The organism is Pseudomonas sp. FSL L8-0168 (genome assembly GCF_037976155.1).
In the GTDB taxonomy this organism is placed as follows: Bacteria; Pseudomonadota; Gammaproteobacteria; order Pseudomonadales; family Pseudomonadaceae; genus Aquipseudomonas; species Aquipseudomonas paracarnis.
Genome location: NZ_CP150262.1, coordinates 1,233,456 through 1,256,050, shown reverse-complemented (window position 1 = coordinate 1,256,050; position 22,595 = coordinate 1,233,456). Strand labels below are relative to the sequence as shown.

The 22,595-nt window shown below is 61.4% G+C and carries 20 protein-coding genes and 1 pseudogene; 12 read left to right on the top strand and 9 right to left on the bottom strand.

Going from position 1 to position 22,595, the window contains the following annotated elements; all coding sequences use genetic code 11:
• Positions 1–100: 100 nt before the first annotated feature.
• Entirely contained in the window at positions 101–880 is a 780-nt protein-coding gene (locus MHH62_RS05215) for an acetoin reductase (protein WP_003190660.1), read from the top strand.
• A gap of 41 nt (positions 881–921) precedes the next feature.
• Here the strand turns inward: MHH62_RS05215 and MHH62_RS05210 are convergent, their stop codons facing one another.
• The gene (locus MHH62_RS05210) at positions 922–2,784 is read right to left on the bottom strand and encodes a sigma-54-dependent Fis family transcriptional regulator (RefSeq protein WP_032903530.1); all 1,863 of its coding nucleotides are present in this window, start codon (positions 2,782–2,784) and stop codon (positions 922–924) included.
• A 307-nt stretch (positions 2,785–3,091) separates the two neighbouring features.
• On the opposite strand from MHH62_RS05210, the gene MHH62_RS05205 reads away from it, so the two are divergent.
• Genes MHH62_RS05205 through MHH62_RS05195 form a run of 3 tightly spaced genes read left to right on the top strand, consistent with a single transcriptional unit; the run spans position 3,092 to position 6,226 of the window.
• A complete protein-coding gene (locus MHH62_RS05205) occupies positions 3,092–4,069 on the top strand; it encodes a thiamine pyrophosphate-dependent dehydrogenase E1 component subunit alpha (RefSeq protein WP_003190663.1) in 978 nt (325 codons plus the stop codon).
• Between the two features lie 37 nt (positions 4,070–4,106).
• Complete coding sequence (locus MHH62_RS05200; RefSeq protein WP_003190665.1) at positions 4,107–5,126, top strand: alpha-ketoacid dehydrogenase subunit beta; 1,020 nt, start codon at positions 4,107–4,109, stop codon at positions 5,124–5,126.
• On the top strand, positions 5,123–6,226 hold the full coding sequence (locus MHH62_RS05195; RefSeq protein WP_003190667.1) for an acetoin dehydrogenase dihydrolipoyllysine-residue acetyltransferase subunit: 1,104 nt from the start codon (positions 5,123–5,125) through the stop codon (positions 6,224–6,226). The genes MHH62_RS05200 and MHH62_RS05195 overlap by 4 nt, the downstream gene beginning before the upstream one ends.
• Positions 6,227–6,285: 59 nt before the next feature.
• On the opposite strand, the pseudogene MHH62_RS05190 reads toward MHH62_RS05195, so the two are convergent.
• A pseudogene (locus MHH62_RS05190) lies at positions 6,286–7,183 on the bottom strand (helix-turn-helix domain-containing protein).
• Positions 7,184–7,320: 137 nt separating this feature from the next.
• Here MHH62_RS05190 and MHH62_RS05185 point away from each other — a divergent pair.
• Genes MHH62_RS05185 through MHH62_RS05175 form a run of 3 tightly spaced genes read left to right on the top strand, consistent with a single transcriptional unit; the run spans position 7,321 to position 11,082 of the window.
• Positions 7,321–8,679: a glutamine synthetase family protein gene (locus MHH62_RS05185; protein ID WP_014718136.1), complete on the top strand. Its 1,359-nt coding sequence runs from the start codon at positions 7,321–7,323 to the stop codon at positions 8,677–8,679.
• A gap of 25 nt (positions 8,680–8,704) precedes the next feature.
• Positions 8,705–9,793 carry a polyamine ABC transporter substrate-binding protein gene (locus tag MHH62_RS05180; protein ID WP_339232604.1) on the top strand — a complete coding sequence of 363 codons (1,089 nt, stop codon included), beginning with the start codon at positions 8,705–8,707 and terminating at the stop codon, positions 9,791–9,793.
• Entirely contained in the window at positions 9,790–11,082 is a 1,293-nt protein-coding gene (locus MHH62_RS05175; RefSeq protein WP_339232603.1) for an FAD-binding oxidoreductase, read from the top strand. The genes MHH62_RS05180 and MHH62_RS05175 overlap by 4 nt, the downstream gene beginning before the upstream one ends.
• A 159-nt stretch (positions 11,083–11,241) precedes the next feature.
• On the opposite strand, the gene MHH62_RS05170 is transcribed toward MHH62_RS05175, so the two are convergent.
• Complete coding sequence (locus MHH62_RS05170; RefSeq protein WP_339232602.1) at positions 11,242–12,138, bottom strand: LysR substrate-binding domain-containing protein; 897 nt, start codon at positions 12,136–12,138, stop codon at positions 11,242–11,244.
• A gap of 112 nt (positions 12,139–12,250) precedes the next feature.
• Between MHH62_RS05170 and MHH62_RS05165 the strand changes: the two genes are divergently transcribed.
• From MHH62_RS05165 to MHH62_RS05155, 3 genes are read left to right on the top strand one after another with little or no spacing between them, the layout of a single operon-like run.
• Positions 12,251–13,261, top strand: a complete 1,011-nt coding sequence (locus MHH62_RS05165; RefSeq protein ID WP_339232601.1) for an aldo/keto reductase — start codon at positions 12,251–12,253, stop codon at positions 13,259–13,261.
• Positions 13,262–13,272: 11 nt separating this feature from the next.
• A complete protein-coding gene (locus MHH62_RS05160) occupies positions 13,273–14,070 on the top strand; it encodes an SDR family oxidoreductase (RefSeq protein ID WP_020301857.1) in 798 nt (265 codons plus the stop codon).
• Positions 14,071–14,095: 25 nt separating this feature from the next.
• Positions 14,096–14,506, top strand: a complete 411-nt coding sequence (locus MHH62_RS05155; RefSeq protein WP_032903525.1) for an SRPBCC family protein — start codon at positions 14,096–14,098, stop codon at positions 14,504–14,506.
• 42 nt (positions 14,507–14,548) lie between these two features.
• Here MHH62_RS05155 and MHH62_RS05150 read toward each other — a convergent pair whose 3' ends face one another.
• On the bottom strand, positions 14,549–15,046 hold the full coding sequence (locus MHH62_RS05150) for an AAA family ATPase (RefSeq protein WP_014718143.1): 498 nt from the start codon (positions 15,044–15,046) through the stop codon (positions 14,549–14,551).
• A 156-nt stretch (positions 15,047–15,202) separates the two neighbouring features.
• Between MHH62_RS05150 and dapF the strand changes: the two genes are divergently transcribed.
• A complete protein-coding gene (gene dapF / locus MHH62_RS05145; protein ID WP_339232600.1) occupies positions 15,203–16,006 on the top strand; it encodes a diaminopimelate epimerase in 804 nt (267 codons plus the stop codon).
• Here the strand turns inward: dapF and MHH62_RS05140 are convergent.
• Together MHH62_RS05140 and MHH62_RS05135 are read right to left on the bottom strand one after the other, a co-directional pair.
• On the bottom strand, positions 16,003–17,139 hold the full coding sequence (locus MHH62_RS05140; protein ID WP_014718145.1) for a PAS domain-containing sensor histidine kinase: 1,137 nt from the start codon (positions 17,137–17,139) through the stop codon (positions 16,003–16,005). The genes dapF and MHH62_RS05140 overlap by 4 nt on opposite strands.
• Positions 17,129–17,944 (bottom strand): alpha/beta hydrolase, encoded by an 816-nt coding sequence (locus MHH62_RS05135; protein ID WP_014718146.1) that lies wholly within the window; start codon positions 17,942–17,944, stop codon positions 17,129–17,131. The genes MHH62_RS05140 and MHH62_RS05135 overlap by 11 nt, the downstream gene beginning before the upstream one ends.
• Positions 17,945–18,076: 132 nt before the next feature.
• Between MHH62_RS05135 and MHH62_RS05130 the strand changes: the two genes are divergently transcribed.
• On the top strand, positions 18,077–19,270 hold the full coding sequence (locus tag MHH62_RS05130; protein ID WP_020301862.1) for a YgcG family protein: 1,194 nt from the start codon (positions 18,077–18,079) through the stop codon (positions 19,268–19,270).
• A 121-nt stretch (positions 19,271–19,391) separates the two neighbouring features.
• On the opposite strand, the gene MHH62_RS05125 is transcribed toward MHH62_RS05130, so the two are convergent.
• The 3 genes from MHH62_RS05125 to MHH62_RS05115 form a co-directional block, all read right to left on the bottom strand.
• Complete coding sequence (locus MHH62_RS05125; protein ID WP_014718148.1) at positions 19,392–19,790, bottom strand: hypothetical protein; 399 nt, start codon at positions 19,788–19,790, stop codon at positions 19,392–19,394.
• A 329-nt stretch (positions 19,791–20,119) separates the two neighbouring features.
• On the bottom strand, positions 20,120–20,611 hold the full coding sequence (locus tag MHH62_RS05120; protein ID WP_014718149.1) for a GNAT family N-acetyltransferase: 492 nt from the start codon (positions 20,609–20,611) through the stop codon (positions 20,120–20,122).
• Positions 20,612–20,913: 302 nt separating this feature from the next.
• A complete protein-coding gene (locus MHH62_RS05115; RefSeq protein ID WP_080643517.1) occupies positions 20,914–22,215 on the bottom strand; it encodes an IS4 family transposase in 1,302 nt (433 codons plus the stop codon).
• Positions 22,216–22,595: the final 380 nt, after the last annotated feature.

Genomic DNA, 22,595 nt, shown 5'->3' with positions numbered 1-22,595 from the left:
GACAACCCGTCTCAGCTCCGATGCCGATCCTGTTGCGGCTCGACAGCCAGGCGCCGGCTTGCGATAGACAAGGCTCCCCTCATCGTTTCAGGAGATTGTCATGGGTATCGCAGGTAAAGTCGCGCTGGTCACCGGCGCCGGGCAGGGCATAGGCCGGGCTATTGCCATGCGCCTTGCACAGGACGGCGCCGATGTCGCGTTGGTGGACATTGACGGCGCCAAGCTCAACGCCGTGGCCGCCGAAATCGTCGCCACCGGCCGCAAAGCCTCTGTGTTCATCGCTGATGTATCCAGACGCGAACAGGTGACGGCTGCGGTAGAGCATGCCCACCAGACGCTGGGCGGATTCGACATCATCGTCAATAACGCCGGAGTGGCGCAGATCGACTCATTGCTCGATGTCAGCCCGCAGCAGGTCGAGCGCACCCTGGATATCAACGTCAAGGGCGTGCTGTGGGGGATCCAGGCGGCCGCCAACAAATTCAAGGCGCTCAAGCACAAGGGCAAAATCATCAATGCTTGTTCAATCGCAGGGCATGAAGGCTTTGCGCTGTTAGGGGTCTACTCGGCGAGCAAATTCGCGGTGCGCGCCTTGACCCAGGCGGCGGCCAAGGAACTGGCGAGCGCGGGGATCACGGTAAACGCCTATTGCCCCGGTGTGGTGGGCACCGATATGTGGGTTGAGATCGACAAGCGCATGGCCGAGATTACCGGGGCGCAGGTGGGGGCAACCTACAAGCAGTACGTGGATGGGATTGCCTTGGGCCGTGCGCAAACGCCGGAGGATGTGGCGGGGTTTGTGGCATTTCTGGCAGGCCCGGACGCAGACTATATGACCGGGCAGGCGCCGTTGATCGACGGTGGCCTGGTCTACCGCTGACAGCGTGGTCGACTCGCCTGCGTGGGAGTCGATCCCTTGTATCAGTGGGTTTTGCCGGGCATATCAATACCCAGTTGGTTCACGCGTCGGTACAGGGTTGCCCTTGAAATCCCCAGGGCCTGTGCCGCAGGCGAGGGTTTCCAGCGATGGCGAATCAACGCATCCAGAACCATTTGACGCTCGGGGCTGGCGCTTTGCTCTTCCAGCCCTTGAGGCTGCTCGCCCCGGATTTCAATCGGCAAATCCACCACTTGCAGCGTAGTGCCTTCGCACACCGCACAGGCGTACGCCAGCACATGCCGCAGTTGCCGCACATTGCCCGGCCACGCATACCCCAGTAGCAATTGCAGTGTGGCCTGGCCGATGCCCAACGACACGCCACTGTTACGCGCCTCTTGCTCCAACAGCCGATTGATCAGGGCCAGCTTATCGGTGCGTTCGCGCAACGGCGGCAGGCAGAAGCGCGCACAACCCAGGCGAAAGTACAGGTCTTCACGGAATCGGCCCGCGCTGACCAGCGCCGCCAAATCGCGGTGGCTGGCGCAGATCACCTGAATGTTCACCACGCGGGTTTTCGCTGCGCCCAACGGCGCGACTTCACCCTCGGCCAGCACCCGCAGCAACCGTGTCTGCAACGCCAACGGCATATCGCCGATTTCGTCGAGGAACAACGTACCGCCTTCGGCTTGCAGTAGCAGCCCGCTCATGCCTTTGCTGGAGGCTCCGGTGAAGGCGCCGGGCGAATAGCCGAACAGCTCGCTTTCAATCAGGCTCTCCGGAATCGCCGCGCAGTTCACCGCCACAAACGGCCCGTGCCGGCGCGCGCTGTGCTCGTGCAACTGGCGGGCGAAGACTTCTTTGCCGACGCCGGTTTCACCTTGCACCAGCACGGGCAGGTTGCGGTCCTTGACCCGCGCAGCCAAGCGCAGGTGCTCCTGGATCCGCGGGTCGACTTGAGTCTCTGGCAGCGCCCGAACCGAGGGGCGTCGGGGTGCATTGACCCTCACGTGTACCGCGTCGGGCTTGCCCAGCCAGTGCAACTGCCGGGTTGACTGATCAGTGGCTGCACGCAATGCATCCACATCGAACACTTCGCCGATATGCTCAGGCAGCTGGCCAAAGCGCAAGCGCAGGGCTTGACGCGCCTTGCTGTTCAAGGCGTGCAGACGTCCGTCCTGGTCCCAGGCCAGCAGCAGGTCGGGTTGGCTGTCGACAAAGCCTGGAGTGCTATGGGCTTGTAACACCCAGTGCTGCCGGGCGCTGTGCATGAAAAAAGCGTTTTCGATGGCCTGGGCGCTCTGCGCCACCATCTGCCTTATCAGGTGCTGGCTGCCGCGGTCATCCGGCGACTTGAGCGCCGAGACATCCAGCACACCCAACAGGTGGCCCTGCGGGTCGAAGATGGGCGCAGCCGAACACGTCAGGCCGATAAACGCTGCGCGAAAGTGATCACGCTTGTGCACCGTTACCGCCGTTTTATTGGTCAGCACCGTGGCCACGCCGCAGGTGCCTTCCTCGGCTTCCGACCAGCAGGTGCCCAGGTAAAGGCCGGCCTTGCGGCAGTCGGTGCGAATGCTCGCATCGACACGGTGATCGATGGTCTGGCCCTGGGCGTCGGTGAGCATCACGCAGTAGTCGGCATGGCGCACGCGATGGTGCAACTGTGCGACTTCTTCGCCGGCGATGCGCATGAACAGCTCGGCGCGCTCGCGGCATTCCTTGAGCAAGGGTTCGCTGAGGATACGTGGACCTTGCAGGGAGCCGGGGTCCAGGCGGTGTTGCTCCATGGACCGCCGCCACGAATCGAAGATCAGCGACGGCACGGGCGCCTGGGGCAGGCGCTCGGCATTGCGGACCACGCGGCTGACACAGTCGACATGCTCCCTGGAGTTCATGGCGAGCATAAAGCCTCCGGTTCTCAAGCTTTGTTGTTATGCGCGTCATTAAGCGCGCATGTGTGCCCACGGACAAGGGCACCCTGACCAACGCCTGCATTGAGACGCTGCGTCTCATGCCGCTGAGACTCAAGGGTCGAACTGCGTGGTTGCGTCTCACATTTAGTCGACCACTTGCCTGGGCATCGCTGTGTTGCACGGCTCTGGATCAAGGCTTTGCCAGGTTTTCTCGACGGTTGGCACAAGCTGTGCTGAACAGCTTGGCACTGGCCGCAGCCAGTTTTTTGTGCGTCGAGACAACCTGGAGAACAACAAGATGTCCACCCACCTGTGCACCGATCAGTTACTGCATGCCTACACCGTGATGCGCACCATCCGCGATTTCGAAGAACGCCTGCATGTGGAGTTCGCCACCGGCGAGATCCCCGGTTTCGTTCACCTGTATGCCGGTCAGGAAGCCTGCGCCGCTGGCGTCATGGCGCACCTCAATGACGATGATTGCATCGCGTCCAACCACCGCGGCCACGGACACTGCATCGCCAAGGGCGTCGACGTGTTCGGCATGATGGCCGAAATCTATGGCAAGAAAACCGGCGTGTGCGGCGGCAAGGGCGGCTCCATGCACATCGCCGACCAAGAGAAAGGCATGCTCGGCGCCAACGGCATTGTCGGTGCCGGCGCACCGTTGGCCGCGGGGGCGGCGCTGGCTGCCAAGCTCAAGGGGAGCCAGGGCGTGGCAGTGGCATTTTTTGGCGACGGTGGCTCCAACGAAGGTGCCGTGTTCGAAGCGATGAACCTGGCGTCGATCATGCAGCTGCCGTGTCTGTTTGTCGCCGAAAACAACGGTTATGCCGAGGCCACTGGCGCCGGTTGGTCGGTGGCCTGCAAAGACATCGCTGAGCGCGCCGCCGGGTTTGGTATGCCGGGGGTGATCGTCGACGGCAATGATTTTTTCGCGGTGCATGAAGCACTCGGCGTTGCTGTGGAGCGGGCGCGCCAAGGCGACGGGCCAACGCTGGTCGAGGTCAAGCTCAGCCGTTTCTATGGGCACTTCGAGGGCGATGCGCAAACCTATCGCGGCGCTGACGAAGTGAAAAACCTGCGTGAAAACGCCGATTGCCTGGCCTTGTTCCGTCAGCGCTGCCATGCCGAAGGCTGGCTGGATGCAGCGCAGTTCGAGCGCATCGACGGTGAAGTGGCGCAATTGATCGAAGACGCCGTACGCCTGGCCAAAACCGATCCCAAGCCCCAGGCCGCCGACCTGCTAAGCGACGTTTACGTGGCCTACCGCTGATACCAACCCTATAAAAACAAGACGTGGAGAGAATCTAATGGCTCGTAAAATCAGCTATCAGCAGGCGATCAATGAGGCCTTGGCTCAAGAGATGGGCCGTGACCAGAGCGTATTCATCATCGGTCAGGATGTGGCCGGTGGCACCGGTTCCCCCGGTGAGCAGGACGCATGGGGCGGCGTGCTCGGCGTGACCAAGGGCTTGCACCCGCAATTTCCCGGGCGCGTGCTGGACGCACCGTTGTCTGAGGTCGGCTACGTGGGCATGGCGGTGGGCGCCGCTACCCGTGGCATGCGCCCAGTGTGCGAATTGATGTTCGTCGACTTCATCGGCTGCTGCCTGGACCAGTTGCTCAACCAGGCTGCCAAGTTCCGCTATATGTTCGGTGGCAAAACCACTACACCGCTGGTGATCCGTGCCATGTACGGCGCCGGTTTGCGGGCGGCTGCCCAGCATTCGCAAATGCTCACCTCCATGTGGACGCATATCCCCGGCCTCAAGGTGGTATGCCCGGCCACGCCCTACGACGCCAAGGGCATGTTGATCCAGGCAATCCGCGACAATGACCCGGTGATTTTCCTTGAGCACAAAATGCTCTACGGCATGCAGGGCGACGTACCGCAAGAGCTGTACACGGTCCCGTTTGGCGAAGCCAACTTTGTGCGTGAGGGCAAGGATGTGACGCTGGTGACCTACGGCCGCATGCTGCATATCGCCCTGGAGGCTGCGGCCAACCTGGCGCGTCAAGGCATTGATTGTGAAGTGCTGGACCTGCGCACCACCAGCCCGCTGGATGAAGACAGCATCCTTGAAAGCGTCGAGAAAACCGGGCGCCTGGTGGTGATCGACGAATCCAACCCACGCTGCTCGGTCGCCACCGACATCAGTGCCCTGGTGGCCCAGCGGGGGTTCGCTTTCCTGCGCGCTCCCATCGAGATGGTCACCGCGCCGCACACCCCGGTGCCGTTTTCCGATGCACTGGAAGACCTGTACATCCCCAACGCCGCGAAGATCGAGGCCGCCGTGATGAAGATCGCCGACAAGAGGACCGCCGCATGATTCATACCCTGACCATGCCCAAATGGGGCCTGTCGATGACCGAGGGCCGCATCGATGTCTGGCTCAAACAACCCGGCGACCGAGTGGAAAAGGGCGAGGAAGTGCTGGACGTGGAGACCGACAAGATCTCCAGCAGTGTCGAGGCGCCTTTTAGCGGCGTGCTGCGTCGGGTACTGGCGCTCAGTGATGAAACCCTGCCGGTGGGCGCTCTACTGGGAATTGTGGTGGAGGGCGAGGCGACAGAGGCTCAGATCGATAGCGTGATCGAAAGCTTCAACGCCGGGTTCGTCTCCAGTGCCGCCGAAGCCAAAGAGGCCGGCCCCAGCGCACAAAAAGTCGAGGTAGGCGGGCGCTTGCTGCGTTATCTGGACATGGGCGAGGGCGGCACGCCGCTGGTGTTGGTGCACGGCTTCGGGGGCGATCTGAACAACTGGCTGTTCAATCAACCGGCCCTGGCCGCCGAACGCCGGGTGATTGCCCTGGACCTGCCGGGGCACGGGGAGTCGGGCAAGTCTCTGCAAACGGGAGACGCTGCCGAACTCAGTCATGCCGTACTGGCATTGCTCGACCACCTGGCGCTCGACCGTGTGCATTTGGCCGGCCACTCCATGGGTGGGCTGGTGACCCTCACCGTCGCCAGCCTGGCGCCTGCACGTATCGCCTCCATCACCTTGATCGCCAGCGCCGGTCTGGGTGCCGATATCAACGGCGATTACCTGCGAGGTTTTGTCGAAGCCAACAACCGTAACGCGCTCAAGCCGCCATTGACTCAACTGTTCAGTAACCCTGCGTTGGTGACGCGGCAGATGCTGGAGGACATGCTCAAATTCAAGCGCCTGGAAGGGGTGGATCAAGCGTTGCGCCAGCTCGATCACAAGCTGTTCGATGGCGGGCGGCAGATGCTGGATCTTCGCAGCGAGGTGGGCCGCCAGCCGAGCCTGGTGATCTGGGGCAGTGACGATGCGATCATCCCGGCAAGTCACGCCCAAGGGCTGCAGGCTCAGGTGCATGTATTGCCGGGGCAGGGGCATATGGTGCAGCTGGAGGCGGCGGAGCAGGTCAATCAACTGATCTCCACTTTTTTGAACGCGCAGCCCTGATTGAGGTTCAAGGGAGGGACGGTTTGGTCTGTCCCTCCCACAAGGTCAAGCGTGTTTTTTCAGCTGGAGCGTTTCAGGGTTTCGCTGGGCAGCTCCTGAAAAAGCGCCCGGTAGCTGTTTGAAAACCGCCCCAAATGCCAGAACGACCAATTCATCGCGACCTCGGCCACCGTGGTGTCGGTCGTGCTCAGCAACTCCCGCCGCGCCCCCGTTCAAGCGGCGCAACCGCAACCACTGCGCCGGGCTTATCCCCGTGTAGGTCTTGAACCCTTGCTGCAATTGGCGCAACGGCACACCCGCAATCTGCGCCAGTTCCAACAGGTTGGCGGTTTCATCCGGTGCATCCGCCGCCCATTCGCCGATGCGCGCCATCAATTGGCGTTCTTCATTGCGCTTTTGCAGTGAACTGCCGTCCAGGCACACGCAGGCGTTGTCGAGGATAAACAGGCAGTCGTCGAGCAGTTGCTGGGTGAGGGCATCGCGGCTGATGGGGTCGGTGAGTGCGGACAAGCGCGTGAGCGTGCCACTGAGCCAGCGGGTGAACAGCGCGTTCTGTTGGCAGCTCAGCGGTGCCATGAACAGGCCTTCGAGCTTGGCCATATCCAGGCCCTGGCGCTGGACGAACTGCGGGCCGAACACCACGGCCACTTCGCGGTAGTTTACCGGGGTGATCCAGGTGTTGCGGCTTTCGCCATTGAGCAGGTACAGCGCGTTGTCACTGGCGTCGAAACAGAACGCCAGGGCGCCGGCAGGTGCGTTGAAATGCTGCTCCACCCGGGTGTTCATGCACTCTTCGTAGACCTGCACCCCGTGCAGGTCGAGGTAGCGCACCTGCCCGGCAAAATGCCCGGGGGACATCTGCTGGTACTGCTGCACCCAGCCGGGTGTCGCACTGCATTGGGCGGCCACATCGCCGGTGGCGAAGGCCTGTACGCGCAAAGCGGTTGCCTGTGTCATGGTGATCCGTGCGCACTCTATTGGTGCGTTGTGCCGCGTGCAAAGTGGATAGATGCCGTTTCAAGGCTGGCCCAAGATAGACCTCAATGCGCTGGGAGTACAACCCAGCGTCGCATCCCACCCAAGACGAGGTCCTTATGAACGCCCCCTTCGATCAGCTGTCCACCTGGCTGAAAGAACACAAGATTACCGAAGTCGAATGCGTGATCAGTGACTTGACTGGCATCGCACGCGGCAAGATTGCACCCACCAACAAGTTCCTGCATGAGCGAGGCATGCGCCTGCCGGAAAGTGTGTTGCTGCAAACGGTAACCGGGGACTTTGTCGACGACGATATCTATTACGACCTGCTGGACCCGGCCGATATCGACATGATTTGCCGCCCGGTCGCCAACGCCACTTACGTAGTGCCGTGGGCCATCGAGCCCACCGCCATCGTGATCCACGACACCTTCGACAAGCAGGGCAACCCCATCGAACTGTCGCCGCGTAATGTGTTGAAGAAAGTCCTGCAGCTCTATACCGACCAAGGCTGGCAGCCGATTGTCGCGCCGGAAATGGAGTTCTACCTGACCCAGCGCTGCGAAGATCCGGACCTGCCCTTGAAAACTCCCATCGGCCGCTCGGGCCGCGCCGAAACCGGGCGCCAGTCGTTTTCCATCGACGCCGCCAACGAATTCGACCCGCTGTTCGAAGATGTCTATGACTGGTGCGAAGCCCAAGGCCTGGACCTCGACACCCTGATCCACGAAGACGGCCCCGCGCAGATGGAAATCAACTTTCGCCATGGCGACGCCCTGGACCTGGCCGACCAGATCACGGTGTTCAAGCGCACCTTGCGCGAGGCCGCCCTCAAGCACAACGTCGCCGCCACCTTCATGGCCAAGCCGGTGGCCGACGAGCCCGGCAGCGCCATGCACCTGCACCAGAGCGTGGTCGAAATCGCTACCGGCAAACCGGTGTTCGTCGATGCCGACGGCAACATGAGCCCGTTGTTCCTGCATCACATCGGCGGCCTGCAGAAGTACATCCCCAAGCTGCTGCCGATGTTTGCCCCCAACGTGAACTCGTTTCGGCGTTTTTTGCCGGACACCTCGGCGCCGGTCAACGTCGAATGGGGCGAAGAAAATCGCACCGTCGGCCTGCGCGTACCCACGTCCAGCCCGGAGGCGATGCGCGTGGAAAACCGCCTGCCGGGCGCCGATGCCAATCCTTACCTGGCGATTGCTGCCAGCTTGTTGTGTGGCTACCTGGGCATGATCGAGCACATCGAACCCAGTGCCCCGGTGGAAGGCCGCGCCTATGAACGCCGCAACCTGCGCCTGCCGTTCACCCTCGAAGATGCGCTGGCGCGCATGGAGGATTGCGACACGGTCAAGCAGTACCTGGGCGAAAAATTCGTGCGCGGCTACGTCGCGGTCAAGCGCGCCGAGCATGAGAATTTCAAGCGGGTGATCAGTTCCTGGGAGCGCGAGTTCCTGCTGTTGAGCGTCTGAAAACAAGCATAAGAGGGGTGACGATATGCGTCTTGTGAACAAGCTTCTTCCACTGGCCCTGGTCGCGGCGTTCAGCGGTGCCGGTCAGGCGGCGCCGACGGTGAGTGTCTACAACTGGACCGATTACATTGGCGAGACCACCTTGGCGGATTTCCAGGCCAAGACCGGCATCAAGGTGATCTACGATGTGTTCGACTCCAACGAAACCCTGGAGGGCAAGTTGCTGGCCGGGCGCACCGGGTATGACGTGGTGGTGCCGTCCAACCACTTCCTGGCGCGCCAGGTGAAGGCCGGCGCGTTCCTCAAGCTTGACCGCGCGCAGTTGCCCAACTTCAAGAACCTGGACCCCAAGCTGCTCAAGTTACTGGAACAGAACGACCCCGGTAATGCGCACTCGGTGCCGTACCTGTGGGGCACCAATGGCATTGGCTACAACGTCGACAAGGTCAAGCAAGTGCTGGGCATCGACCGCATCGACTCGTGGGCGGTGTTGTTCGAGCCGGAAAACATCAAGAAGCTGCATGAGTGCGGCGTGGCCTTCCTCGATTCAGCGGATGAGCTGTTCCCGGCGATCCTCAACTACATGGGCAAGGACCCACGCAGCGAGAATGCCGAGGACTACAAGCAGGCCGAAGCCAAGTTGCTCACGCTGCGGCCGTACATCACCTATTTCCACTCTTCCAAGTACATCTCCGACCTTGCCAACGGCAATATCTGCGTGGCCTTCGGTTATTCCGGCGATGTGTTCCAGGCCGCCAACCGCGCCAAGGAAGCCAAGAACGGGGTGAACATTGCGTATTCGATCCCCAAGGAAGGCTCCAACCTGTGGTTCGACCTCTTGGCGATTCCGGCCGACGCGAGCAACCCTAAAGAAGCCCATGCGTTCATCAACGACCTGCTGGAGCCTGAGGTGATTGCCAAGGTCAGCGCCTCGGTGGGCTATGCCAACGCCAACCCGGCCGCCAAGCCGTTCATGGCACCGGAACTGGTGAACAACCCTGAGGTGTATCCGCCCCAGGAGGTTCTCGACAAACTCTATATTTCCACCACGCCCACGCCGGCGACCATGCCCGTGATGACCCGCGCCTGGAGCAAAGTGAAGTCCAACCGATGATGCAGTCCAATGAACATGCCCCGTCCTATTACCGCGCTTCGGCGAATGCCATGGTGCAGCGGCCCGCACTTGAGGCAGACCTGAGCGCCGATGTGTGTGTGATCGGCGGCGGTTTCACCGGGGTCAACACCGCCATTGAACTGGCCCAGCGCGGGCTTTCGGTGATCCTGCTGGAGGCGCGCCGCATCGGTTGGGGCGCCAGCGGGCGCAATGGCGGGCAATTAATTCGGGGTATCGGCCATGATGTCTCCGGGTTTGCCAAATACGTGGGCGAGGAGGGCGTGCGCTATATGGAGCGGGCCGGTATCGACTCGGTCGCTCTGGTGGGCCAGCGCATTGCCGAGCACGGCATCGACTGTGACCTGCGCTGGGGCTTTTGCGAACTGGCTAACACCCCGGCGCAGTTTGCCGCGTTCAAGGGCGAACAGGCGCACCTGGCGGCCATGGGGTATGCCCATGAAACGCGGCTGGTCGGCCCACAAGACATGGCACAGGTGGTGGGCTCTACGGTGTATGCCGGCGGCCTGGTCGACATGGGTTCCGGGCAACTGCACCCGCTTAACCTAGTTTTGGGTGAAGCGCGTGCGGCCGAGGCCCTTGGGGTGCGCATCTTTGAGCACAGCCCGGTGCTGGAGCTGATCCATGGCGAGACGGTGCAAGTGCGCTGCGCAGGCGGCAGCGTGCGCGCAGCCAACCTGGTGCTGGCATGCAATGCCCATCTTGAGGAGCTGGAGCCGCGCTTGAGCGGCAAGGTACTGCCGGCGGGCAGCTACATCATCGCCACCGAGCCTCTGCCTGAGCCCGTGGCCCAGCAGTTGATCCCACAGAACCTGGCGCTGTGCGACCAGAAAGTCGGCCTGGATTACTACCGGCTGACCGCCGACCGGCGCCTGTTGTTCGGTGGTGCCTGCCACTACTCGGGGCGCGACCCCCAGGACATCGCCGCGTACATGCGCCCGAAAATGCTCAAGGTGTTCCCACAGTTGGCCAACACGGCTATCGAGTTCCAGTGGGGCGGCAAGATTGGCATCACCGCCAACCGCTTTCCCCAGGTCGGGCGGCTCAAGCAGTACCCCAATGTGTTCTATGCCCAAGGCTATTCCGGTCACGGCTTGAACGTGACGCATTGGTGCGCACGGCTGCTGGCCGAAGGGATACATGCGGGTGCAAGCCAGGGCCTGGATATCTTCAGCCAGGTGCCGCACATGACCTTTCCCGGTGGCAAGGCGCTGCGCTCGCCACTGCTGGCGTTGGGGATGTTGTGGTATCGGTTGCGCGAAGCACTCTGATTCCTGACCCAATGTGGGAGGGGGCTTGCCCGCGAAGGCGGTGTGTCAGTCACTGAATCTTCAACTGAACCACCGCTATCGCAGGCAAGCCAGCTCCCGCACTGGTTCTGCGTTGCTCACAAAATCATCACCCGGCATAGACACCCTGTGAGACGTCAGTCAGATAGCCTCAGGTTCGGTCAGCACTTTGCGAAAGGTTTCCACCAGCGGCCTCAAGTTGACGCGGTGCCATGCCGCCCACAGCGGTGTGGTGTAGGCCAGCCACGGCAGCTCGCGCAACACTACGCCTGGCGGTGCGTTGCGGCTCAGGCCTTTTTGCACCATCGCCACCCCCAGCCCGGACGCCACCAGGCCCAGTGCGGTAAAGGGCTCGCTGGCCTCCATGGGGATTTGCGGGGTGAAACCGGCACGGATACAGGCGGCGACGAAATCATCGGCCGGGTTGGCGCCAGGTTTGCGCTGCACGCCGATCCATTGTTGGTCGGCCAGGTGCTCGGGTAACAGTCCATGTTGTTGAACCAGCGGATGCTGTTCGGGCAGAGCCAGCAGCATCGCGTCGTCGAGGACTTGCCAGGCGGTCAGGTCCGGGTCGTCGGCGGCAGGTGGTTCGCTCACCAGGGCGATGTCCAGGCTGCGTTGGCGCAAACCTTCGAGTTGTTCCAGGGAGGGCAGGTTATACAGCTTGATATGCACGGTGGGCCTATCGTCGCGCAGTATGCGCAAGGCATTGGGCAGGACACCGGCGTGCATGGCGTTTTCGATATAACCGATGCACAAACCGCCTTCTTCGCCGCGGCCCAGGCGCTTGCCCAGGGACTCCAGGCGGTTGGCGTGGGTCAGCAGGGCCTTGGTTTCGGCCAGGAAGGTCTGGCCGTCGCGGGTCAGGCGGATGCGCTGCTGGCTGCGCTCGAACAGGGTCAGGCCCAGGCGTTCCTCGAGCTGGGCGATCTGCCGGCTCAGGGGCGATTGGGAAATGTGCAAGCGCTCGGCGGCGCGGCCGACGTGTTCTTCTTCGGCTACCACTTCGAAGTAGCGCAACTGGCGTAGATCAATCATGTAAGACCTTCAAGGACTCAAGTTGGTCGCAGTATGTCTTGGACGGTCTGATCTGCGCAATCTAGCATCTGCTCAACGGTCACAGCGACCTCGCACCGATTGAGGAACCACCATGAGCTTGAAAGACACACTGCCCGGCGTACTGGGCTTTGGCACCGCCCCCTTGGGCAATATGTTCCGCGCCATCCCCGAAGCAGAAGCCCAGGCCACCGTCCAGGCCGCCTGGAACCAGGGCGTGCGTTACTTCGATACCGCGCCGTTCTACGGCTCGGGCCTGTCGGAAATACGCTTGGGCCAGGCGCTGTCCAACTATCACCGCGATGACTACGTGCTCAGCACCAAGGTCGGCCGGGTGATTCTCGATGAAGTCGAAGAAACCGCCCGTGACCTTGGCGAAAAAAGCGGCGTATTCGAACACGGCCGGCCCAATAAAATACTCAATGACTACAGAGCCGACGCCACCCTGCGCTCCATTGAAGACAGCCTGACACGCCTGCAAACCGATCGCCTGGACATCGTGTGGGTTCACGACATCGCCCAGGATTTTTACGGCGACCAATGGCTGGAATACTTCAACCAGGCCCGCACTGGTGCCTTCAAAGTACTCACCCGTTTGCGCGAGCAAGGAGTGATCAAGGCCTGGGGGCTGGGCGTCAATCGTGTCGAGCCTTGCGAGTTGACCCTGGACCTGGCCGAAGCCCAGCCTGATGGTTTTCTGCTGGCGGGTCGCTATACGCTGCTGGACCACGACCGCGCCTTGCAGCGCCTGATGGACGCGGCCCACGCCCAGCAGGTCGAGATCGTTGTCGGTGGCCCGTACAGCTCCGGCATCCTCGCTGGCGGTGCGCACTTTGAATACCAGCAAGCCGGCCCGGCGATCATTGCCAAGGTCGAGCAGATCAAGGCAATTGCCCAGGCGTTTGGCGTCAGTATCAAGGCCGCTGCGCTACAGTTTTCACTGGCCCATCCGGCAGTGGCATCGGTGATTCCTGGTGCCAGTCGTCCGGGGCGGATTGCCGAAGACGTCGCGGCGTTGTCTGAACAGATTCCAGCAGCCTTCTGGCAGGCGTTGCGCGAGGCCCGCTTGATCTCGGACCGTGCACCTTTGCCTCTCTCACGTTAAGGAGCTTGAGCATGAAAATTGATGTAAGTGGCAAAGTGGCTATTGTCAGCGGCAGCACCGCCGGGATTGGCCTGGGTATCAGCCAGGCCCTGGCGCAATCCGGTGCCACGGTGGTGGTGATCGGGCGGGATGCAGGCAAGGTGGACGACGCCTTGGCCAGCATTCGCCAAGCGGTTCCGGCTGCTCAACTGCGTGGTGTGGTGGCCGACCTCGGCACCGTTGAAGGCGCACAGAAACTTTTCGCCGCCGAACCCCGCGCCGACATTCTGGTCAACAACCTGGGCATCTTCGACGCGGTGGATTTCTTCGACGCGCCGGACAGTGAGTGGGCGCGCTTCTATGAGGTCAATGTGATCTCCGGCGTGCGCCTGGCGCGGCATTATGTGCCGGGTATGGTCGAGCAGGGCTGGGGCCGGGTGATCTTCGTGTCGTCGGAGTCTGGCGTGGCGACGCCGGCCGACATGATCAACTACGGGGTGACCAAAAGCGCCAACCTGGCGGTGTCCCACGGCCTGGCCAAGCGCCTGGCGGGTACTGGGGTGACGGTGAATGCTATCTTGCCGGGGCCGACCTTTACCGATGGCCTGGAACACATGCTCAAGGACGCCACGGCCGAATCCGGGCGCAGTGCCCGAGAGGAAGCGGATGTATTTGTGCGCCATGCGCGGCCCACCTCGATCATCCAGCGCGCGGCCAATGTGGATGAAGTGGCGAACCTGGTGGCGTACATTGCTTCACCGCTGTCTTCGGCGACGACCGGTGCCGCGCTGCGGGTCGACGGTGGCGTTGTCGACAGCATGGCAATCTGATTTTTTCCTGACTGGAGTATTGATCGTGGCAACAGCGTCTTCTGTGATTGAAATTGCGGTGTCGGCCGACCAGGTCTGGCAACTGATTGGCGGCTTCAACAGCCTGCCTGACTGGCTGCCTTTGATTGCCAAGAGCGAGCCGAGCGAGGGTGGCCGTGTGCGTCACCTGACCACCGCTGACGGCGGCGCGATTGTCGAGCGTTTGCAGACCTTCGACAACGTGGCGCGCACCTACAGCTACACCATTGAAGCCTCGCCGTTTCCGGTGAGTGCTTACTTGGCGACCTTGCAGGTTGAAGCGCTGACGGACACCTCGGCGAAAGTGACTTGGTCCGGCGTGTTCACGCCGGCAGCGGGTACCACCGAGGCGCAAGTCGAGGCATTGTTTGCCGGTGTCTACGAAGGCGGGCTTGAGGCGTTGCGCGGTAACTTCTAAAGAATGTGGTGAGGGAGCAAGCTCCCTCGCCACAGGTGGGTTTTAGCCTATATGGAGCAAGGCTGCCGCGACAGCCTCTGCCGGCGTCATCTGCGCCGTATCCAGCCTGAACGGTGGGGTTTCCCAGCGTTCGTACTCATGCGCCTGCACCGATTCCCAGGTCGGCGGCACCAGCCCGGGAATATCGCCCACACGCCCTTCGACTCGACGCCGATGCGCCTGCTGATCGGTACACACCACCTCGATATTGCTCAGCGCCACACCGGCCGCTGTCGCCACCGCTTGCCAGGCATCGCGGCTTTCCTTCACGGGGTTCACACAATCGGCGATCACCCGCTGCCCCAGGCGCAGGTTACTCAGCGCCAGCGCATTCGCCACCGCGTAGCCGCTGGCCCCCACATCGCCTACCAACACCGCAGCCTCCCGCAGCGCCTGCTCAATCACATCGATACGCAGGTAAACCGCGCCCAACTGTCGCGCCAGCTCCCTGGCAATCGTGGTCTTGCCACTGCCGGGCAAGCCGCTGAATACAATAAGCATGACCCTTCAACCCTTTGTAGGCGCGCTGCTCGCGAAAAACGCCAACCATAACGCGCACTCCCTGAATAAACGCGGCGCCTGTGAGTTTTTCGCGAGCAACCTCGCTCCTACAGTGGTATTAGAACCGCTTGACTCATTTCACCCACAGGAGCGCCCATGACCCTGCCGTTCGTGAAGATGCACGCCCACGGCGACGACTTCATTATCATTGACCGCCGTGGCGAGGATAACCCTATTACTGCGCAGATTGCCCGCCACTTGGGTAACCGCCGCACCGGCATCGGTTTCAATCAGCTGGCGGTGGTGCTCGACTGTGAGGAGGCTGCTGCGCGCGTTCAGTTCTGGAACCCGGACGGAACACGCTTGCAAACCTGCGGCAGCGCGACGCGTGGCGTGGCGGATCGCCTGATGCATGAGGCTGGCACCCAAAGCATCGTGCTGGGCAGCGACCGTGGCTTGCTGACATGCACACGTGCTGATGGGCAGCGCGTGTCGGTGGATATGGGCCCACCCTCGCTGGACTGGGCGTCGGTACCCTTGGCCAGGGCGATGGACACCTGCGTGTTGCCTATCGACGGCCAGCCGGCGGCGTGCAGCATGGGCAACCCGCATTGCACGTTTTTTGTGGAGGATGTGACGGCGCTCGATATTGAAGCCATGGGCCCGAGCCTGGAAGTTCACCCGCTGTTTCGGGCCAGGACCAATGTGCATTTCGTGCAAGTGCTGGACCGCGGCCATATCCGCCTGCGTATCTGGGAGCGTGGTGGAGGTGTGCCGCTGGGGTCCGGTTCATGCTGTTGCGCGGCGGTCGTCAACGGCATCCGGCGAGGGCTGCTCGATGAGCGTGTGGAGGTCCAGTGCGACGGCGGCGCGGTCACGGTGCAATGGGACGGGCGGGGCGGGGTGATATTGACCGGCCGGGTCGAGCCGATCATGCAGGGCACCGCGTACCTGTACTAGAACTTCACGGTAAACGTGGTGCCGGCGCTCGCACATGAACTCACCGCCACGTCGCCGCCATGTACTCTGGCCAGTTCGCGCACGATATACAGGCCCAGGCCTACGCTGCGCACGTCGCTGCCCTGGTCGGTGCCGCGGGTCATGGGTTCGAACAATCCGGCCAGCAGGGTTTGGGGAATCGCCGGGCCGTGGTTGTGCACCGCGACCGCGCAGGTGTTATCGCCCAGGCGCGAGGTAATGGTGATCGGCTGCAGCAAGTCGCCATAGGCCACGCTGTTGGCCACCAGGTTACCGATCATCTGTTGCACGCGGTCGGCGTCCAGGCACGCGTCGCCCTGGCCCTCGGCGTGATGCACCAGCGTGGCCTTGGGGAAGGCCACCCGCAGTTCGTCGACGCTGCGATGAATAACGCTGTGCAGGTCCAGCGGTTGCGGCTTGATGGTAATGCCCTGGCCGACCCGGGCCTGGGTGAAGTCCAGCAGGTCGGCGATCATGCGGTGGGCGCGTTCGGACGACTGGCCGATGTGCCCCAACAACTGGCGCTCCTTGGCCGTGCGCTCGCCACGCTGGAGAAAGTCGGAGGCCATGCGGATCGCGGTGAGTGGGTTTTTCAGGTCATGGCTGACAATCGCCACCATCTGCTCGGCAAACAACGCCCGGCGCTGGGCAATGGCATAGGCCTCGCTCAGTTCGGCCTGGGCCTGTTGCAGGGCCAGTTCCGTAGCAGTTTTTTCCTGCAGCAGGGCTTCAGCCTGCTTGTGGGCATTGAGCAGCTCACGCTCGTACTTGTCACGGTCGGTGGTGCCGAACAGCGCCAAGTCATACACCACGCCGTCGGGCTGCTGGCGCCGGTTGGCGTTGAGCAAGACCGTGACTTTGTGCCCGTTGCAATGACGGATGTCGAGCTTCACCTCGGTGACGCTGCCATGCATACGCAGCATCGGCGCCAGGTGCGTCTGGTAAAAAATCCGCCCGCCCATGGCCAGCAGGTCCTGGAAACGCCGGCCCAGCAGCTGGGCCGCAGTAAAGCCCAGCCAGTCGCACAAGCGCGGGTTGACGTGCAGGATCGTGCCATCTTCCTGGGTCACCGCCAGGGCACACGCCGCGCTGTCAAACAGCGGGTCAACGGGCATCGGCAGCCGCCCAAGGGGCCAGGAACCGGTCCATCGCCGTTGCACACGCCTGGGGGGCGCTCATATGCGGGCAATGGCCGACATTCTCGACCAGGCAATAAGTGCTGTTAGGTAGTACGGCGTGCAGGTATTCACCCACGGCCACGGGGGCGATCAGGTCGTCGGTCGATTGCAGAATGAGTACCGGGGTGGTCAGGCCGAACACATCCTGGCGGTTATCCGAGAGGAAGGTCACGCGGGCGAACTGCTTGGCGATGTCCGGCTCGGTGCGGCAGAAGCTCTCGGTGAGCGCCTCGCTCAGGTGCGGCTGCGTCGGGGCGCCCATGATCACCGGGGCCATGGCGCTGGACCAGCCCAGGTAGTTGCTGTCGAGGGTGTCGAGCAGGTCGTCGATGTCGTCGCGCTGGAAACCGCCGACATATTCCTCGGTATCGATATAGCGTGGCGATGGGCCAATCATCACGTGTGCGGCAATGCGGCCCGGGAGGAAACGGTCGGCGAGGGTGCCGATCATCGCGCTGACCGAGTGGCCCACCAGAATCACCGGGCCTTGGGCATAGGCGTCGATAATCTCGTTCAGGTCATGGGCATAGCCATCCAGGCGGCTGTATTTGGTTTTGTCGAACGCACTCAAGTCCGACAGGCCGGCGCCGACCAGGTCATACAGCACCACGCGAAAGCGCTCGAGAAAGTGCGGTGCCAAGGCATTCCACATGGCCTGGTTGCAACCAAAGCCGTGGGAAAACACCAGCGTCGAGGGACCGTGGCCCATCACATGTATATTGTTGCGGTGACGTAGGTCCATGGGGTTCTCGTGGATGGCTAATTGCTATGCAGCTTAGCGGGCAGTTTAGATAGTCGCAGGCCCTGGGTCACGCGTTTGCGTGCAGATAAGGTAAAGTCGGCGTCTTCAGGGAGAGACTTCAGGTAACCATACATGATCGTGCTTGTGCGGCAATCGGTGTTCAGCCTACTGGCCCTGGTGTTTTCCAGCCTGTTCATCGCCGCTCATGCGGACACCTCGCCGATTGGGGTTGCCCTTGATCAGCGGGTCATCGACCTGACCAATACCCTCGACTCGGGCACCGTGCTGCGCCTCAAGCAACAACTCGCCGACCTTGAACAACGCAAAGGCGCGCAAGTGGCCGTATTGCTGGTGCCGACCACCGGCAGCAGCGGCATCGAAGACTATGCCAACCAACTGTTCCGCGCCTGGAAGCTGGGGCGCAAGGACGTCAACGACGGCATCCTGCTGGTAGTGGCCAAAGCCGACCGCACAGTGCGCATCGAGGTGGGTTATGGCCTGGAAGGCATCGTCACTGATCTGCTGGCCCATCGCATCATTGAAGAACGTCTCACTCCAGCGTTTCGTCAGGGCGATTTTGCCGGTGGCATCCAGCAAGGCGTGAGCGCGCTGGTGGTCCTGGTGGACGGCGGCGACCTGCCTGAAGTGGCCGGGCCGGGGATCAACCCGCAATTTTTCGCGATATTGGCGGCGTTTGTCCTGGGGGCGCTCGCCGGTACACTGATCGCCGCTGGCAAGTTGCACTGGCGCAGAGCTTTGATCATCGCAGTTGCGGCCACGCTGTTGCTGACGGTATTGGCCGGTGGTCGGGACTGGCCGATGTTCCTCGTTGCAATGCCGCTGACCTTGTTGATTGGCGGCGCGCTATTCGGCGCGTTGTGGCAGGTGCGCACGCTGTTTTACGGCGTGATCGGGCTGCTGGGTTATATCCTCGGGTTGGTGGTGGCAAACCATTACGTAGACGTCAGTTTCACCCACTGGTTGCTGTGGCCCCTGGGCGTCTTGGTGGTGCTGGGGTTGTACCTGGTGCTGGTGCTGCTCATGAGGCAGACCTGGCGCACCAGCCGCGCAGGTTTTAGCGTACGACTGCTGGCGGCGGTGGCCGTGTATGGGGTGGCGGGGCAGGTGATGGACGGCGATCGCGACGCCTGGTTGCTGGCATTTCCTATCGCATCGTTTGTTGCGCTGATTATCTTTGGCAAGGTCGGCGAAGGTTCTGGCTCCGGCGGCGGGTCCAGCTCAGGTTCCAGCGGCTCCAGCACCAGCAGCAGTTCGTCGGGCGGTGGCGGTTCCAGCGGTGGCGGGGGGGCTTCCGGCAGTTGGTAGATGACTCGGCGGCTGTCCCATAGTGGAACAACCGCTGAACTGTACCTTTGAGGGTGAAGCCCCTGGGTACTGGTTGTTCGGCAAAGCCCTGAGTGCTAAAGCGGCTTAGACAGTGGAGTTGTCACGCCTTGGTCCAACCGCCGTTGCCGTCAGGTTTTATTTCGAAGTCGATCGGTTGACGCAGGGCATTGGACGCGGAGTCGTTTAAGGCCTTGTCATCCCAAGTTGGGAAGGCGGGCAGGGTGCCGGTGCCGTGATATCCAGCCCTGGTATTGACCTGGGCGTCATCGACGGTCTTTTTGTCTGAAGGCAAGAAATTGCGATCCAGCCGAGTGCGGTTGGCGTGGTCGCGCGTCGCATTGCCAATGTTTTTCCAGCCGCCCTTGCCATTGGACACTTCGGCATCTTCTCCAGCCTGTTTGTCCAGAGAGTTTTTCCTCGGTACATCGTTATCGATAGGGTGTTTGGCAGCGGGCTGGTACGCGGGTACGAATGGGGCGGAGCCATTGATTGAAGACATGATTGCACCTCTCTGATTGCTTGGAAATTGACCCTGTCAGAGGGTGGCCCTGACAGGGCGTTTCGCAGGCTACAGCGCCTGGGGCAGGCGCTCAACGAGGTCTGTTTTGGCTGGATGTAACAACGTGAAACCGCATCAGGTGTTGGTTTTCGAGTGAGTCAAAAGGCTATAGGCGCAGTCCGGCCCACGCTCCGAAAAGTCAGGCTGGCTGTCAGATAGCGCAGCGCAGTGCCAGCTTTTCACTCACCGAAACACATTCGGTCGTTGCAGGTCTTTTGGTTGCCTCACGCTTGGAAACACTTTTGCAATCACTCGTGCAACGGCTTGCATTAAAGCGTCTTCACCATCTCATGCCACGCCATACCCCCATGATCCGACGGCGAAGGGCGCACGTAGGTGTAGCCCATTGCTCGGTACAACGGCACATGCTGCGCCTTGCACATCAGGTGGAGGGTGCGCTTGCCCATTGCCTGCATGCGTTGCACGAACTCAGTCATCAGCCGTTTCGCATAGCCCTTGCCTTGATGGGCCGGGTCGACCACCACCGACATGATCACCACATTCGGTGCCTCGGCCACATGGCCCACCAACTCCTTGAAGGCCTCGTCCGACATCACCACTTCATGGGCGCACCCTGAGTTGATGAAGCCCACCACTGCGCCATCTTCCTCCAGGATCAAAAAGCCCTCGGGATACTGCGCGATACGCGTGGTGATCTTTTCAAGCGTGGCGGCTTCGTCGCCCTCGTAGGCGCTGGTTTCGATTTCAAAGCAGCGTGCTGCGTCGGTGGGCAGGGCGTTGCGCAGGGTGAGGGTGGGCATGGGCCGTTCCAGAGATTTTCAGTGAAAGGCCACATCATAGAGAAACGTTGCACCTTTGGCACCGCAAGGCCGGCCCTGACGGGTGAAGCGTGAGGTTCAACTTTGGTGCTGCGCAATCAAACTGTGGGGCTTGCCTGCGATGACGGCCTGAAGGCCGACACCTATCTATCTGACCCTACGCGATCCAAATGTGGGAGCTGGCTTGCCTGCGAAGGCGGCCTGGCAGGCGACACAGTTGATTGCGTACATATCCATTCCTGCGGTAACGGCCACTTAGGGTTCCGCTTTTACAGCCAGCCCTTTCAAGGTCTTTTCGTCTTGGCAGCCTTGATTATCCGGTCCGTTGAAACATGCGCATTCACCGCGGTGCCTTTAACCCATGTTTTGGGCTTGGGTACCTTGGGGCCACGGGGGCTTTTCGCAACTTGTTTAGGTTGGATATTTCTGGCAAGCGCCAATAAGTGCTGAGCCAGTTTTTCCAACGGAATGACAGGAAAATGTTCCGAGGGCAGCGCAATCTGCATTCCCTCATATCCACTCCTGACCTGAACCGCTAAATGGTAAATCGAGGCTTCCCATCCTTCAGGCTGGGTATCCCGATGAGCTTGTTCAACACTGCGTTTGAGAACAGCCAGGACGTTGTAAGCCAATACCGCCGTTGCAAACCCCAGTAAGGCAGCCTTTGGGCTGCCAAGGGTTTCGATCTCACTTTCCAGGATCGCTTCCAGTCGCTGGAACATACCTTCAATGCTCCAGCGGCGGCGATACAGTTCGGCGATCTGTTGCGCACTGACGCTCTCAGGCAGGTTGCTCCAGAACATCAAGCTGCTGTCGCCGGAGTCCGTTGGCGAATGAAGCGTCAGTTCGACACGCCGACATTGGTAACCGCCTTTGACCTGGATGATCTGCTCACGCACAGTGCCAGTTTCCACAGGTACTGGCTCTTGCCACTCACCCTCTTGAATCAAGCGTGGATGCTTGGCTTGCTGACGAATGACAAAGCAAGTTTGGACTTGCTCACAAGCCTCCATAACCGGGAGCGTGCAATAAAGCCGGTCAGCCAGCCACACTTGGCCTGGCTCGGCATTGGCCAATAAAGGCAGCACACAAACGCGCTCGCTTGCGTAGGCATCCTCACACGCCTGAAGGTCGACGACCTGATCCAGATCGGGATCGTATGCAACAACCGAAAAACCGGGACGAGCGGCGCCGCGCTCGTTGCGTAAAGCTCCCAGACGTTTTTCAGTGGATGCCAGGTGATTACCGTCCACTACCCGAACCTGCCAACCCGGCAGCATCGCCGTGCAGCCCAGCTCCCGGATGGTTGGAGCCAGGCGCTGTGCACAGCCCGTAATCAGGGCGCGCAACAGAGCAGGCTCGGTACGACTGATCTTGTCGTAGAGAGCCGCCAGGCTGACCGGAAGGTCCTCCAGTTGTCGCGCGGCGGCGTGCAGAGATGGCCTCAAGCCCAATGAAACAAGGGACATTAGCTTGATGATGGTCGAGAACAATAGCTCACGAGAATACTGCCGTTGCCGGTGTTCTTCGAAAACCTGATCAATCCACTCGGGGGCAATAGCCTGCTGCAGCGCCAGTTTGGCCATGACACTGGCAGGTGCTTTTTTTTCGAAACGCGCTAGAACTTCCGCCCACATCGTTTAGGTACCCCCTGAATGAATTTCAGGGGATTTTACAGAAGACCTTGAAAGGGCTGGCTTTTACAGCGGGTCACTTTTGGAAGGACCCAAAAGTAACCAAAAGGTCCTCGCCCCACCACTCGGCACCTCGCTTGGGCTCGGTGTGCCCGTAATCCGCCAGTGATTTGGGGGGTAAACCGGCATCCCTGCCGGTTTACCCCCCAAATCCCTGTCGAATTCCGGCCAGCGTGGTTTAACGGGGCGCCTGAGATCAAAAGCAAGATCAAAAGCAGATCAAGAGCGGCTCGCTTCGCATCGTGGTTACCGCCTGGGTAGGAGCGGGTAGG

Bases quoted from the DNA above. Each gene is read 5' to 3' on its own strand.
- dapF (WP_339232600.1), top strand. From the start codon at position 15,203: ATGACCCTGCCGTTCGTGAAGATGCACGCCCACGGCGACGACTTCATT.
- MHH62_RS05200 (WP_003190665.1), top strand. From the start codon at position 4,107: ATGGCTCGTAAAATCAGCTATCAGCAGGCGATCAATGAGGCCTTGGCT.
- MHH62_RS05170 (WP_339232602.1), bottom strand. From the start codon at position 12,138: ATGATTGATCTACGCCAGTTGCGCTACTTCGAAGTGGTAGCCGAAGAA.
- MHH62_RS05205 (WP_003190663.1), top strand. From the start codon at position 3,092: ATGTCCACCCACCTGTGCACCGATCAGTTACTGCATGCCTACACCGTG.
- MHH62_RS05150 (WP_014718143.1), bottom strand. From the start codon at position 15,046: ATGCTTATTGTATTCAGCGGCTTGCCCGGCAGTGGCAAGACCACGATT.
- MHH62_RS05140 (WP_014718145.1), bottom strand. From the start codon at position 17,139: ATGCCCGTTGACCCGCTGTTTGACAGCGCGGCGTGTGCCCTGGCGGTG.
- MHH62_RS05175 (WP_339232603.1), top strand. From the start codon at position 9,790: ATGATGCAGTCCAATGAACATGCCCCGTCCTATTACCGCGCTTCGGCG.
- MHH62_RS05210 (WP_032903530.1), bottom strand. From the start codon at position 2,784: ATGCTCGCCATGAACTCCAGGGAGCATGTCGACTGTGTCAGCCGCGTG.
- MHH62_RS05185 (WP_014718136.1), top strand. From the start codon at position 7,321: ATGAACGCCCCCTTCGATCAGCTGTCCACCTGGCTGAAAGAACACAAG.
- MHH62_RS05120 (WP_014718149.1), bottom strand. From the start codon at position 20,611: ATGCCCACCCTCACCCTGCGCAACGCCCTGCCCACCGACGCAGCACGC.
- MHH62_RS05215 (WP_003190660.1), top strand. From the start codon at position 101: ATGGGTATCGCAGGTAAAGTCGCGCTGGTCACCGGCGCCGGGCAGGGC.
- MHH62_RS05180 (WP_339232604.1), top strand. From the start codon at position 8,705: ATGCGTCTTGTGAACAAGCTTCTTCCACTGGCCCTGGTCGCGGCGTTC.
- MHH62_RS05195 (WP_003190667.1), top strand. From the start codon at position 5,123: ATGATTCATACCCTGACCATGCCCAAATGGGGCCTGTCGATGACCGAG.
- MHH62_RS05165 (WP_339232601.1), top strand. From the start codon at position 12,251: ATGAGCTTGAAAGACACACTGCCCGGCGTACTGGGCTTTGGCACCGCC.
- MHH62_RS05125 (WP_014718148.1), bottom strand. From the start codon at position 19,790: ATGTCTTCAATCAATGGCTCCGCCCCATTCGTACCCGCGTACCAGCCC.
- MHH62_RS05160 (WP_020301857.1), top strand. From the start codon at position 13,273: ATGAAAATTGATGTAAGTGGCAAAGTGGCTATTGTCAGCGGCAGCACC.
- MHH62_RS05135 (WP_014718146.1), bottom strand. From the start codon at position 17,944: ATGGACCTACGTCACCGCAACAATATACATGTGATGGGCCACGGTCCC.
- MHH62_RS05130 (WP_020301862.1), top strand. From the start codon at position 18,077: ATGATCGTGCTTGTGCGGCAATCGGTGTTCAGCCTACTGGCCCTGGTG.
- MHH62_RS05115 (WP_080643517.1), bottom strand. From the start codon at position 22,215: ATGGCCAAACTGGCGCTGCAGCAGGCTATTGCCCCCGAGTGGATTGAT.